Here is an 11,847-nt window from a genome sequence, read left to right as displayed (position 1 = left end):
GCCCAACGAGGTGGCGGGTTGATGCCGACCCGTCTTCAACTGTCGTCGGTCAGCGTTTGACGATCCGGTCGAGGACGGTGGCGATGGCGGACTTGACCGCGTCGCGGTGAGGGAGGGGTTCCTCGGGCAGTTCGGCGGTGGGGCGCACGCCTCGGTCGGCCAGGATGTAGAGCAGGCGCAAGGTGCGCAGGCAGTTGCTGATGTGAGCGGGCACCGGGGTGCTGATGCGGTCGGCCCCGAAGCGGTCGGCGATCGGAGCGAGCCAGCCGACGGCGTCGCGTTCGCTCAGGTCGGTGCGGGTGAGGACACGGGCGATCGCCCGGGCCAGGCGGTCGTCCTCCAACTGGTCGTAGACGTGGTCGGTGGGCGCCGTCAGCCGCGCGGCGGCGAGGTCCAGCATCCGCACGGGCGCCACTTGGGAGTGGCGCCCGAAGCCGGCGAGCAGGTCCGCGCCGTGCGCCACCGCGTGGAGCCAGCCGAGGGTCTCGTCGTGGCCGCGCAGATCCCGCTCCGCCGGGTACCAGCGCTCGAACGCGTCCACCCACCCGGGCTTGAAGTCCCCGGCGGCCACCAGCATGTCGAGCACGAGGGGCGCGAAGGTACGGGCCTCGACCCGCGGATCGGCGAACCGCTCGGCCATCTCGTCCCCCAGCTCCAGCCGCCGGGACGCTCCGATCGTCCCGCGGGCGATCCAGGTCGCGAGGACGGTGTAGGGCGCGCCGTCCCGGATCAGCGGATCGGGATCCGCCAGGGCGCGGGACAGCCCGCGGACGAGGTCGTCCATGGGGTGGCCGACGGGCACGGCACAGTCGGTGGCCTCGATGTCCATCCAGTTGATCACGGTCGGCAGGGTAGATCCGTGCCCTTGCGGTACGCCTGCGAATTTGTCTTGGAGCCGCCCTCCGACCCCACAGCCGGCCAACCCAGCGGCGGGGCCCCAGTCGGCCAACTCGCAGGCGCGGCTGGATAGTCCAGCACTCGTCCGCCAGAACGCTCACGAAGGTGAGCAAGAACCGCCAAGCTGCGGGGATCGGCGGTGCCGGTCACCACCCGTCGGAGGACTGGCCACAGGGAGTAGTCGCACCAGAGAAGTTGGACCAGAGCCGGGACTCGCCGACAAGGCCAAACAGCACTGAGGCCGCACACCCGCTGGCGTCATCGCTCGCGTCATGCCTAGTGGTCGCTGGTCGGCCGCACGGGCTCCACCTCGGCTGCCGCGCGCCGGTCGTAGGTCCGGCGGGCGGCGAGAACCTCGTCTTGGTGTTCCTCGGACCAGTCCTGGATCGCCGTCAGCAGGCCGGTGAGGCTGTGACCGAGCTCGGAGAGTTCGTAGACGACCTTCGGCGGGATCGTGGGGTAAACGGTGCGGGTGACCAGGCCGTCGCGCTCCAGGGTGCGCAGCGCCTGCGTGAGCATCTTTTGCGTGACGCCGTCCAGGCTGCGGCGCAGTGCGTTGAAGCGCAGCGGCCCCTGTTGGAGCGCGCCGACCGTGAGCAGGGCCCATTTGCTGGTGAGCAGTGACAGTACCGGGCGGGACGGGCACGTCTGGAAGTACGCGTGGGCGCCGCCGTATTGCCGCAGGTCATTCCAGGTATCCATAGGGAACCTGGATATCAGGAGGGTGCCTTCTTCTCAACTGTCAGTGCGTGGCGCAGGCTGGTGTGCGCCGCGCGGCGACCGTGAGAGATCAGCAAGACGATCAGTAAGAGGGGTACGCCATGGGTGTACGTATGCGCGCCGTCAGTCAGCTCGTCTTCGGAGGTCCCGAAGAGCTGTTGGTGGCGGAGGTGGAGCGTCCGGAGCCGGTGGCCACCGAGGTGCTGGTGCAGGTCAAAGCGGCTGGCGTGAACCCGGTGGACGCAAAGTTCCGGGCAGGCGTGGTCCCTTGGGCAACGCTGCCGTTCACCCCCGGCTGGGATGTGTCGGGGGTGGTCGAGGCGGTCACGCCCGGCGTCACCCGCTTCGCGCCGGGCGACGAGGTGTACGGGCTGGTGCACTTCCCGTGGCGAGGTGGCGGCTACGCCGAGTACGTCACCGCCCCGCCCCGCCATCTGGCCCACAAGCCCGCCGCCCTCACACACGCCGAGGCCGCGGCACTACCGATGGCGGCGCTCACCGCCTGGCAGGGTCTGGTGGACACGGCGCGGGTGTCGAGCGGGCAGCGGGTGCTGATCCTCGGGGCGGCGGGCGGGACAGGCCACCTGGCCGTACAGGTCGCCAAGACGCTCGGGGCGTACGTGATCGGCACCGCGCGGAAGGAGAAGCACGCGTTCGTGCGCGGCTTCGGCGCGGACGAGATCGTCGACTACACCACGACCGACGTCGCAGAGACGGTACGGGACGTCGACGTGCTCTTCGACTTGGTCGCAGGTGACGACGCGGCGGCGGTGGTGGAGGTGTTGCGGCCCGGAGGGATCCTGGTGAGCGCCACCCGTGCGGCGGCCGTGCCGGGCCTGGCCGAGCGGGGGGTGCGCTTCACCAGCCTCGGCGTCGAGCCTGACTACGCCTCATTGGAGATGCTCAATGGGCTCATCGAGCAGAAGTGGCTGCGGGTGCACGTCGAACGCCGCCTGCCTCTGACAGAGGTGGCTGAGGCTCACCGCCTGATCGAGAGCGGGCGAGTGAAGGGAAAGATCGTCCTCGTTCCCTAGACGATCGATTCCTAGACGTCGGCTGCGCGAACGCCAGAAGGGAGTCCAACCTCAGTTCGTGAAGACAGAGTTGGACTCCCTCACGACTGGCACCGCACGTCAGAACCGACGACCTGCTGAAGGCATCGCCGCATCTCGCGCCGCGGCGTCCGGCCGTCCCAATCGCCCCAAAGCTCAGCGATGCCGAGCTGGTCACGTCGCCGTCACGCACGGAACGTCGCACCCGAGGCCGGGCGGCGGGTAGCCCCTACACGGCGCCTGCCTGCCATGCGGCAAGCGCCTGGTCGACGAACTCCCCACGTGTGACTTCGTAGTTCCACATCACATCGCGCGCTGGTTACTGGGCGGTGTGCTGCCCGATCGCGCGGAGGACATCAGCGATCGATGTGTTGCAGTGCCAGCTCGAAGGCGTGCCGGAGCTGATCAAGCGGGATCTGCAGAGGTTCGCTGTTCCATGCTCCCATCTTGTCGGCGGGCGATGTTCGACCAGGTCATGGGCCGGATCGCGGGGCGGTTCAGGCGGGTGGAGACGCGGGCCACCGCCCGCGCGTACCTGCTCGGACTGCTCTCCGGCGTGGAGCGGAAGAACTGCTGGGGACTTGCCGAGCAGGCTGGTCACGCTCGTCCCGGGCCGATGCAGCGTCTGCTGTGAAGTGCCCGCTGGAACGCTGATCCGGTCCGTGACGAAGTCCGCTTGAACCTGCCTACAGACGACCACACGGCCGGCCACGCTTACGACGTCGAGTTTCCCCGCGAGGCAAGGTGACTTGCTCCGGCAATATCACCGCAGTTCAGCGCACCCGGCCCCGCGGTTTCAGCGCCACCGGCGGCATGTCTGGGGCGGGCAGCGGGGCGCCGTCGTAGCCCTTGACCTCGCCGAAGCGGGTTCCGGTCATCCAGTCCGTGCGGGCGGCCTCGATCTCCTCGTGGGAGCGGCCGATGAAGTTCCACCACATCACGATCTCCTCCTCGAACGGCTCGCCGCCCAGGAGCATCAGGCCGGCGTCCGACTCGGCGCGCAGGGGGAGTTCGGTGCGGCCGCAGCCGAGGTAGAGCATCGAGCCGGGCAGCAGCGGGACCGTGTCGACGTGGGCCTCGCCGGACATGGAGAGGACCGCGTACTCGAAGTCGGGGTCCAGCGGAAGGCGCGCCTCGGCGCCGCGGGCCAGGGCGATGTCGGCGCCGATGATCGGGGTGTAGGCGGTGCCGGGTGAGCGGGCGCCGTCGAGGGTGCCGAGGATGACGGTGGCGGTGAGGCCCGGGGCGGTCACGTGGGGGAGGTCGGCGTGGTGCTGGAAGTGCGGCTCGACGTGGCGGTGGGCCTCGGGCAGGGCGACCCAGAGCTGGGCGCCGTGGAGGAAGCGGGCGTGGGCCTTGGGGCTCTCCTCGGAGTGGGAGATGGCCCGGCCGGACGTCATCAGGCCCAACTCGCGCGGGCGGACCGTCTGGAGGCTGCCGGTGCTGTCTCGGTGGAGCACCTCGCCCTCGTGGAGCCAGCTGACGGTCTGGAGTCCCATGTGCGGGTGCGGGGGCACCTGCATGCCGGGCTCGTCGGCGATGTCGTCGGGCCCGTAATGATCGACAAAGGCCCAGGCGCCGATCATGCGGCGGCCGAGGTTGGGCAGCAGACGGCGTACCTCGGTCGACTCGCCGAGCTGGACGTGGCGGGGGCTGAGGAGCTCACGCACCGGCTCGGCCGCGACGAAACCGCGGCCGCCGCAGACGGAGAGCGCGGCCTGGCGATCAAGATTGCTCATGGCACTCAACCTATTCCCGAGAGGGACTCCGGCGTGCCGGTACCCACGCGAAAATTGTAGTGGAAGGTTCAATCACGCCGGTGGGTTGAGCAGTGCGGAAGAACGGACCCGCAGCAGCGACACGTCAGGAGGCGTCCGTGAGCGAGACGAGCAGCGAGACCTACTACGAGCACGGGACGGCCGCCGAGCGCTGGGACCGGGCGCGGCTGTTCTTCGACGCGAAGGAGTACCTCACGGCGGTACGGATCCTGCGCGGCCTCGTCGCCGAGGTGCCCGAGCAGACCGCGGCGCGGCTGCTGCTCGCCCGCGCCTACTACCACTCGGCGCAGCTGGGGCGCGCCGAGACCGAGCTGCGGGCCGTCCTGGAGCGTGATCCGGTCGAGCACTACGCCCGGCTGATGCTCGGCCGCACCCTGGAGCGGCAGGGCCGGTCCGCCGAGGCCGCGCCGCATCTGCGGCTCGCCGCCGCGATGTCCGGGGAGCTGCCGCCCGGCCCGGACGCCTGAGAGCGGTTCACGCCCCGCCGAGCCGGTCGAGCAGGGCCGGCAGGCCGGCGAAGGAGTCGATGACGTGGTCGGGTGTGCCGTCGGCCGCCTCGACCGCCTCGGCAAGGTACTTGCCGGTCTTGACCAGGACGCCGGTGAGGCCGGCGCGCTGGGCGGCCAGGACGTCGGACTCGACGTCGTCGCCGACCATGAGGGCGTCCGCCGGGTCCGCGCCGAGCCGGTCGAGGGCGGCGGCGAAGAACGCGCCCGAGGGCTTGCCGGTGATCTCGGCCTCCACGCGGGCGGCCCGTTCGAGGCCCAGCAGGAAGGCGCCCGTGTCGAGGTCGAGCCCCTCGGCGGTGCGCCAGTAGAGGTTGCGGTGCATGGAGACGAGCCGGGCTCCGCGCTGCACGTGCCGGAAGGCCTGGTTGAGGGCCTGGTAGGTGAAGTCGCCGCCCGCGCCGCCGAGGACGACCACGTCGGCGCCGGACGCGTCCGCCTCCACCGCGTCGACGAGTCGCACGCCGTCGAGGTCGGCCGTCACGTCCCCGGTGTTGATCAGGAGGCAGCGGGCGCCCGGGTGGTGGTCCCGCAGGTAGGCGGCGGTGGCCGCCGGGGCGGTCAGGATGTCGTCCGCGCCGACCGGGAAGCCGGCGCCGGCCAGCCGCTCGGCGATGACGGCGCGCGTCTTCGAGGTGGTGTTGGTGACCAGCGCCAGCGGCATGCCGTCGGCGCGCAGCCGCTCCATCGCCTCCACGGCCCCGGGGAGAGGCTTCCACGACACCGTGAGGACGCCGTCGACGTCGATCAGGACCGCCCGGACGGGTCCCCGCTCGGATGGTGCACGCTGCGTACTCTCCATGGAACCGACCGTTGCCGACTTGCGCGGTGACCGCAAATGGGGTTGCGTCGAAGTAGGTGTGGACGTGGTGTCTGTTCCCCTGGTTGGGGGTGAACAACCGTGCTGTTCACCGATCGGACGGACGCGGGCCGCCGCCTCGCCGAGGCGCTGCGGCATCTGGAGAAGGAGCACCCCGTCGTCCTGGGTCTGCCCAGGGGCGGGGTACCGGTCGCCTTCGAAGTGGCCCACGCGCTCGGCGCCCCCCTCGATGTGATCGTCGTGCGCAAGCTCGGAGTGCCGTACCACCGTGAGCTGGCCTTCGGTGCCATCGGTGAGGGCGGGGTACGGGTGATCAGTGACGACATCGTCCGGCGCAGTGGCAGCGACCGCGCCGATCTGATGGCCGTGGAGGAGGCCGAGCAAGCCGAACTGGAGCGCCGGGCGGGCCGGTTCCGGCAGGCGAGGGAGAGGGTCCCGCTGAGCGGCCGTACGGTCGTGGTGGTGGACGACGGCATCGCCACGGGCGCCACGGCCGCCGCCGCCTGCCAGGTCGTACGGGCCCAGGGGGCCGCCCGGGTCGTGCTGGCCGCGCCGGTCGCCCCGCCGGACGCCGTCACCCGGCTGCGGCCCGCGGCCGACGACGTGGTGTGTCTGTCGACGCCGGCCGGGTTCCGGGCCGTCGGCGAGTGGTACCAGGACTTCTCCCAGACGGAGGACGAGGAGGTGCTCGCGCTGCTCGCGGAGGCGTCGGCGTGGGTACCCAAGGAGCCGGAACCGGCCCAGGACACGGCCCGGGAGTCCGCTCAGGACGGCGGGGCGGCGGACGTGGGCGGGCCGGTCGAGGTGGACGTCGGCGACGGCCTGCGGCTGGCCGGTGACCTGACGCTGCCGCCAGGTGCCTCGGCGGTGGTGATGTTCGCGCACGGCTCCGGCAGCAGCCGCCACAGCCCCCGCAACCGGGCGGTCGCCGAGGCCCTCAACGGGGCCGGGCTCGGCACGCTCCTGTTCGACCTGCTCACGCCCGCCGAGGAGGCCGACCGGGCGAACGTCTTCGCCGTCGACGCCCTCGCCGAGCGCCTGCGCGGCGCCACACGCTGGCTGCGCGGCCGTGGGCACGCCGCCATCGGCTACTTCGGGGCGAGCACCGGCGCCGCGGCCGCGCTGCGGGCCGCCGCCACGCCGGACGCGGCGGTCAAGGCCGTGGTCTCCCGGGGCGGGCGCCCCGACCTGGCCGGGCCCGCGCTCGCGGATGTACGGGCGCCGACGCTGCTCATCGTGGGCGGCCGGGACACCGTGGTCCTCGACCTCAACCGGCAGGCGGAGGCGGAGCTGCGCTGCGAGAAGAAGCTGGAGGTCGTCCCCGGTGCCACACACCTCTTCGAGGAGCCGGGCGCACTGGACGCGGTCGCGCGCCTCGCGCGGGACTGGTTCACGTACCACCTGACCCCAGGCGGGCGGGCCTGAGGGCCGGGCCGAGCGGCGGTGCGCCGCCAGCGACCGCGACACCGACCCGTACCGACTCCGAGGCCGCCGTCGCGGTCCCGAGGGCCGGGCCGAGCGGCGGTGCGCCGCCAGCGGCAGCGGCACGGGCGTACGAGGGCCCCGGGCAGGTGCCGCTCCGGGGCAGTCAAGGCCCATCCCCGGCATCCGATCGGGCCGCAGCTCTCGCCCGGCACCCCGGCCCGTACCGCCCCGGGGCCGCCGTCGACGTCCCGACACCGAGCTGCCGCCCGCCGCCGGCCACCCCCGCGCTCCGCCCCGCGTCCGCGCGGGCCGGGCGCCTACGGCGACGGAAGGCGGCCCAGGAGGGCGCCGAGGATCTCCTCCGCGTGCGTCCACAGCAGGGCGCCGCCCGCCCGCGGTACGCGGTGGTGTACGGCGCCCGGGATACGCGCGGCCAGGGCGGCGCCCTGGTCGGGTGAGTGGGTGAGGTCCAGTTCGCCGTACCAGAGGTCCACCGGCGCCGTGACCGACCGCAGGTCGATGCCCCAGCGGCCCATGGCGAGGACGGTGTCGCGGGCGTAGCCCATCGGGCCCTGGGCGAAGGCGTCGGCGAGCGCGGCGCGGTACGCGGCGGCGAAGCCGGGCTCACGGTAGACCGCGAGGTCGGCCTCCGGGCTGCTCGTCATCACCAGATCCCACATGGCATCCGGGCTGAAGCGGGCGAACAACTCCTCCGCGGCGCCTGGATCGGCCGCCGTCAGGTCCACCAGCCCGCGCAGCTCGGCGGGCAGGGCCCCGGCGAAGTGCGGCGCGGCGACCTCGTCCGCGCCCGAGACCACGGCCAGCGCGCCGGCCACCCCGACCGCGGCGCAGGCCAGCGCGAACGGCGCCCCTTGCGAGTGGCCCACCATCGCGGGCCGGCCGAGCCCCCGCAGCCGGGCGAAGGCGCGCATGTCCTCGGCGAAGTCCGTGAAGGTACGGCCCGGAGCGGGCGTCGAGGCCCCGAGGCCGGGCCGGTCGACGCTGATCAGCCGGACGCCGAGCCGGGCCACGGCGGTCGCGCCGAAGCCGAGGCGCCGGGTGGTCGCCGCGCCCGGTACGCACAGCACCGGCGTCCCGCCGGGCGGGCCCCACTCGGCCCAGCCCAGCATCCTTCCGTCCGGCAGATCCTGTCGCCCCGCGCGTGCGGGGGCCGTCACGATGTCCATGGGCCTGATCGGACCACGCCCCCGGGGCGGCCTGCGACGCCTTTTCCCGCCGTCGCCGCCGGGCGCCGACGCGGCCCATCGAAAATCGGGGGCGTCGTACCGACACCACTCTTACGGGCGTATGGGTAACGTGGGTCACAGACGGGAGGCGGACGAGGGTGCCCTCGATCGCCTCACGAGGAACGACCGAAAGGCACGGCTGCTCATGCCACTCGTCTCCTCGCGTCCTGCCACGGCTCGACGCGCGCGCCTGCAGGACGTCAACGCCATCGTCCGGCTGCTCTCCGGTGGCCGGCGACAGTTCGCCGAGGAGGCGCAGCCCGAGCTGCGTCTCACCCTCGCCCACTTCGGGCTGGAGACCGGCGAGGTGTGGGTCACCGAGTCCCCGGCGGGCACGCTGGAGGCGGCGGCGGTGTGGCTGCCGCCGGGCGCCGTCATCGACGAGGGTGAGTACCGCGCCCTGCTGCGGCTGCACGAGATCGGCCCGTCCGAGCGGACCCCGGCCACGCACCATCCCGTACGCCTCCAGCCGGACGACGACCACTGGCTGCTGGCCGCCCTGGGCACGACCGCCGACGGCGGGCCGGAGGCCGCGGGCGCCGTGCTGGCGCCGGTCCTCGGCCTGATCGACGAGGCGATGGAGCCGGCGTACGCGAGCCGTCCGGCGTCCTTCCAGGCGCGGCTGCTGAGCCGCTGGGGTTTCGTGCCGTGGAGCGACGGCCGCCCCGGCCTGCTGCGCCGCGAGCCGGTGGTCCGGGACGCGGCGGTCTGACCCGGGCCCTCACGAACCGGCTGTCCGGGACGCGGCGGCCTGACCCAGGTCAAAACGAACCGGTCGTTCCGGACGCGGCGGACTGACCCAGGCCCTCACGAACCGGTCGTTCCGGACCCGGCGGCCTGCCCCAGGTCAAAACGAACCGGTCGTTCCGGACGCGGCGGACTGACCCGGGCCCTCACCACCCCGACTCCAAGGCCCACACCGCCCGACCCCCGGGATCGACACGCAGACCTGGACACTCCACCTGAAGCGGACATACGGTCCAAGGGTGGGCGGCTGTCCGGTTCCGTCCGGGCCCCCTGGCCGGTCCCGGCACCGGTGGGATACACCTCCGGCGGACGACGGTCCCCGACGAGTGGAGGTCCCGCATGGGCGGAAGCGCGAGCAGCTCGGAACCGGGCAAGACGCGGTTCGACGACATCTACGACCGGCCGGACCCGCGCGCCTACTTCCAGCGGCTCGGCCCGCTGGCGTACGAGATCCCGCACCACGCGCAGGAGGTCTTCCGCCGGATCCGCGAGGAGCGGTCGGCGGCCTCCGGTGGCGTGCCCGTCACGGTCCTGGATGTCTGCTGTTCGTACGGGATCAACGCCGCACTGCTCAACCACGACCTCACCCTGGACGACCTCTACGCGCACTACACCGGCGCCGAGGCGCTCAGCCCGACCCGGGCCGAACTGGTCGACCGGGACAAGGAGTTCTACCGGCACCACCGGCGCGCCGACGCGGGCCGGGTCATCGGCCTCGACACCGCGAGCAACGCCCTGCGCTACGCCCTGGACGTCGGACTGCTCGACGAGGCGTACGCCGAGAACCTGGAGGAGCGACCGCCGGGCGCGGCGCTTCGGCGCGCGCTGGCGACGACGGGCCTGATCACCCTGACCGGAGGCGGCAGCTACATCACACACCGCACCTTCGGCGCCCTGCTCGAAGCCGCCCGCATGCCCGTGTGGGTCTGCGCGTTCGTGCTCCGCACGGTCAACTACCGGCCCGTGGCCGAACTCTTCGAGGCGCACGGCCTGGTCACCGAGTCCGACCCGTCCTGGACCTATCCGCAGCGGCTGTTCACCAGCTCCGTGGAGCAGGCCGACGCGGTCGAGCGGGTCCGGCGCGCCGGTGAGGACCCGGCGGGGCGGGAGAGCGAGGGGCGTTACTACGCGCGTCTGTATCTGTCGCGGCCTCGGCCGCGGGCGAGCTAGCCCGCCCGTCGGGCCACCGGGCCGGGCGCCTACGGTGTCCAGGTGATCGTCCGCCGTGCCGCGGACCTCGGCTCCTGGAAGGAAGCGACGACATCATGCGACGCATCGCGGTCCGGCGCCCGGCGGGTGCCCTGTGACGAGCGGCTCCCCCGCGCCGGCCGGCGCCCAGGGCTCCTCCCTGGACACCGTGGTGGTGCGGACCGAGGGACACCTCGGCCGCATCGTCCTCAACCGCCCCAAGGCCCTCAACGCCCTCACCCACGCCATGGTGCGGCGGATCGCCGACGCCTTGAGCGCCTGGGAGGACGACCCGGCCGTACGGGCGGTGCTCGTCACCGGCGCCGGTGAGCGGGGGCTCTGCGCGGGCGGCGACATCCGCGCCATCCATGACGACGCCCGCTCCGGCGGGACGGCGTCGGCCGGCTTCTGGCGCGACGAATACCGCCTCAACGCGCGGATCGCCCGCTTCCCCAAGCCGTACGTCGCCGTGATGGACGGCCTCGTGATGGGCGGCGGTGTCGGGATCTCGGCCCACGGCGGCGTACGGATCGTCACCGAACGCTCCCGGGTGGCAATGCCGGAGACCGGAATCGGCTTCGTCCCGGACGTCGGCGGTACGTACCTGCTCGCCCGCGCCCCCGGCGAGCTGGGCACCCATCTGGCGCTGACGGCCACGGCGGTGGGCGCCGGCGACGCACTGCTGTGCGGCCTCGCCGACCACTTCGTACCCTCCGCGCTGCTGCCGCGGCTCGCCGAGGACCTCGCGCGGGAACCCGTGGCCGAGGTCCTGCCCCGGTACGCCCGCCCTGCGCCGGAGGGCGAGCTTGCGGCGCAACGGGAGTGGATCGACGCCTGCTACGCGGCCGGGACCGTCGAGGAGATCGTCGAGCGGCTCGAGAACCACGGCGGGCCCGCGGCGAAGGAGGCCGCGGCCGCCGTCCTCGCGAAGTCCCCGACCGCGCTCAAGGTCACCTTTGAGGCGCTGCGGCGCGCCCGCCGGCTCGGTTCGCTCGAGCGAGTCCTGGAGCAGGAGTACCGGGTCTCCTGCGCGGCGCTCACCTCGGCCGACCTGGTGGAGGGCATCCGCGCCCAGGTGATCGACAAGGACCGCCGGCCGCGCTGGTCGCCGCCCACGCTCGCCGACGTCACGGACGCGGACGTGGCCCGCTACTTCACCCCGCTCGGCGACCGGGAACTGCGCCTCGGCGGCGACTCCCGAGGGGCCCTTGGCTGACGCCCCGGAGACCTGGGCGCGCCAGGACCGCCAGGGGCGGGAGTTCCAGCGGGTCCGTGTGCTCTACCTGGTTGCCCGGACCGACGCGGGCTGGCGGACAGTCGCCTCCATGATCCTGGCCGGCTGACGAAGCCGCAGCTCGCGCGGGGCCCGCGGCGCGCGGTCGGCGGAGGTGGCCGGAGCCCTGGCCGCCCGCGTGTCCGGGCGCGCCCTGGCGGGTGATCGGGGGAACGGCGCGGTGATGTCCCGGT

The 11,847-nt window shown here is 73.0% G+C and carries 12 protein-coding genes and 2 pseudogenes; 9 read left to right on the top strand and 5 right to left on the bottom strand.

Annotation, left to right across the window (positions count from 1 at the left end; genetic code table 11):
- Window positions 1–49: 49 nt before the first annotated feature.
- Window positions 50–841 (bottom strand): DUF2785 domain-containing protein, encoded by a 792-nt coding sequence (locus IEZ01_RS01305; protein WP_229832576.1) that lies wholly within the window; start codon window positions 839–841, stop codon window positions 50–52.
- A 332-nt stretch (window positions 842–1,173) separates the two neighbouring features.
- Complete coding sequence (locus IEZ01_RS01300; RefSeq protein ID WP_189199349.1) at window positions 1,174–1,599, bottom strand: winged helix-turn-helix transcriptional regulator; 426 nt, start codon at window positions 1,597–1,599, stop codon at window positions 1,174–1,176.
- Window positions 1,600–1,718: 119 nt separating this feature from the next.
- Here IEZ01_RS01300 and IEZ01_RS01295 point away from each other — a divergent pair, with 119 nt between their 5' ends.
- The 3 genes and pseudogenes from IEZ01_RS01295 to IEZ01_RS01290 form a co-directional block, all read left to right on the top strand.
- On the top strand, window positions 1,719–2,651 hold the full coding sequence (locus IEZ01_RS01295) for an NADP-dependent oxidoreductase (RefSeq protein ID WP_229832574.1): 933 nt from the start codon (window positions 1,719–1,721) through the stop codon (window positions 2,649–2,651).
- A 58-nt stretch (window positions 2,652–2,709) separates the two neighbouring features.
- Window positions 2,710–2,848: pseudogene (locus IEZ01_RS36185) on the top strand (IS982 family transposase); the annotation flags it as partial.
- Window positions 2,849–3,144: 296 nt separating this feature from the next.
- Window positions 3,145–3,300 (top strand): annotated as a pseudogene (locus IEZ01_RS01290) (IS701 family transposase); the annotation flags it as partial.
- 142 nt (window positions 3,301–3,442) lie between these two features.
- Here the strand turns inward: IEZ01_RS01290 and IEZ01_RS01285 are convergent.
- Window positions 3,443–4,408, bottom strand: a complete 966-nt coding sequence (locus tag IEZ01_RS01285) for a pirin family protein (RefSeq protein ID WP_019890910.1) — start codon at window positions 4,406–4,408, stop codon at window positions 3,443–3,445.
- Between the two features lie 137 nt (window positions 4,409–4,545).
- Between IEZ01_RS01285 and IEZ01_RS01280 the strand changes: the two genes are divergently transcribed.
- Entirely contained in the window at window positions 4,546–4,914 is a 369-nt protein-coding gene (locus IEZ01_RS01280) for a tetratricopeptide repeat protein (RefSeq protein ID WP_019890909.1), read from the top strand.
- A gap of 7 nt (window positions 4,915–4,921) precedes the next feature.
- Here IEZ01_RS01280 and IEZ01_RS01275 read toward each other — a convergent pair whose 3' ends face one another.
- Window positions 4,922–5,755, bottom strand: a complete 834-nt coding sequence (locus tag IEZ01_RS01275; protein ID WP_189199347.1) for an HAD-IIA family hydrolase — start codon at window positions 5,753–5,755, stop codon at window positions 4,922–4,924.
- Window positions 5,756–5,854: 99 nt separating this feature from the next.
- On the opposite strand from IEZ01_RS01275, the gene IEZ01_RS01270 reads away from it, so the two are divergent.
- Entirely contained in the window at window positions 5,855–7,198 is a 1,344-nt protein-coding gene (locus IEZ01_RS01270; RefSeq protein WP_019890907.1) for a phosphoribosyltransferase family protein, read from the top strand.
- Between the two features lie 317 nt (window positions 7,199–7,515).
- On the opposite strand, the gene IEZ01_RS01265 is transcribed toward IEZ01_RS01270, so the two are convergent.
- Window positions 7,516–8,385, bottom strand: a complete 870-nt coding sequence (locus tag IEZ01_RS01265) for an alpha/beta fold hydrolase (protein ID WP_189199345.1) — start codon at window positions 8,383–8,385, stop codon at window positions 7,516–7,518.
- Between the two features lie 205 nt (window positions 8,386–8,590).
- Here IEZ01_RS01265 and IEZ01_RS01260 point away from each other — a divergent pair, with 205 nt between their 5' ends.
- The 4 genes from IEZ01_RS01260 (at window position 8,591) to IEZ01_RS35570 (ending at window position 11,723) form a co-directional block, all read left to right on the top strand.
- Entirely contained in the window at window positions 8,591–9,157 is a 567-nt protein-coding gene (locus IEZ01_RS01260) for a hypothetical protein (protein WP_019890905.1), read from the top strand.
- 374 nt (window positions 9,158–9,531) lie between these two features.
- On the top strand, window positions 9,532–10,362 hold the full coding sequence (locus tag IEZ01_RS01255) for a hypothetical protein (RefSeq protein WP_189199343.1): 831 nt from the start codon (window positions 9,532–9,534) through the stop codon (window positions 10,360–10,362).
- 133 nt (window positions 10,363–10,495) lie between these two features.
- Window positions 10,496–11,596 (top strand): enoyl-CoA hydratase/isomerase family protein, encoded by a 1,101-nt coding sequence (locus tag IEZ01_RS01250; protein WP_019890902.1) that lies wholly within the window; start codon window positions 10,496–10,498, stop codon window positions 11,594–11,596.
- The gene (locus IEZ01_RS35570; RefSeq protein ID WP_019890901.1) at window positions 11,589–11,723 is read left to right on the top strand and encodes a DUF6841 family protein; all 135 of its coding nucleotides are present in this window, start codon (window positions 11,589–11,591) and stop codon (window positions 11,721–11,723) included. Before IEZ01_RS01250 ends, IEZ01_RS35570 begins: the two co-directional genes overlap by 8 nt.
- Window positions 11,724–11,847: the final 124 nt, after the last annotated feature.

The organism is Streptomyces purpureus (assembly GCF_014648195.1).
Classification (GTDB): Bacteria; Actinomycetota; Actinomycetes; order Streptomycetales; family Streptomycetaceae; genus Streptomyces; species Streptomyces purpureus.
The sequence above is the reverse complement of the archived record's forward strand: the minus strand, read 5'-3'. Positions and strand labels throughout refer to the sequence as shown.

Coding starts and splice junctions, on each gene's coding strand:
- IEZ01_RS01300 (WP_189199349.1), bottom strand. CDS start 1,599: ATGGATACCTGGAATGACCTGCGGCAATACGGCGGCGCCCACGCGTAC.
- IEZ01_RS01295 (WP_229832574.1), top strand. CDS start 1,719: ATGGGTGTACGTATGCGCGCCGTCAGTCAGCTCGTCTTCGGAGGTCCC.
- IEZ01_RS01285 (WP_019890910.1), bottom strand. CDS start 4,408: ATGAGCAATCTTGATCGCCAGGCCGCGCTCTCCGTCTGCGGCGGCCGC.
- IEZ01_RS01275 (WP_189199347.1), bottom strand. CDS start 5,755: ATGGAGAGTACGCAGCGTGCACCATCCGAGCGGGGACCCGTCCGGGCG.
- IEZ01_RS01265 (WP_189199345.1), bottom strand. CDS start 8,385: ATGGACATCGTGACGGCCCCCGCACGCGCGGGGCGACAGGATCTGCCG.
- IEZ01_RS01260 (WP_019890905.1), top strand. CDS start 8,591: ATGCCACTCGTCTCCTCGCGTCCTGCCACGGCTCGACGCGCGCGCCTG.
- IEZ01_RS01255 (WP_189199343.1), top strand. CDS start 9,532: ATGGGCGGAAGCGCGAGCAGCTCGGAACCGGGCAAGACGCGGTTCGAC.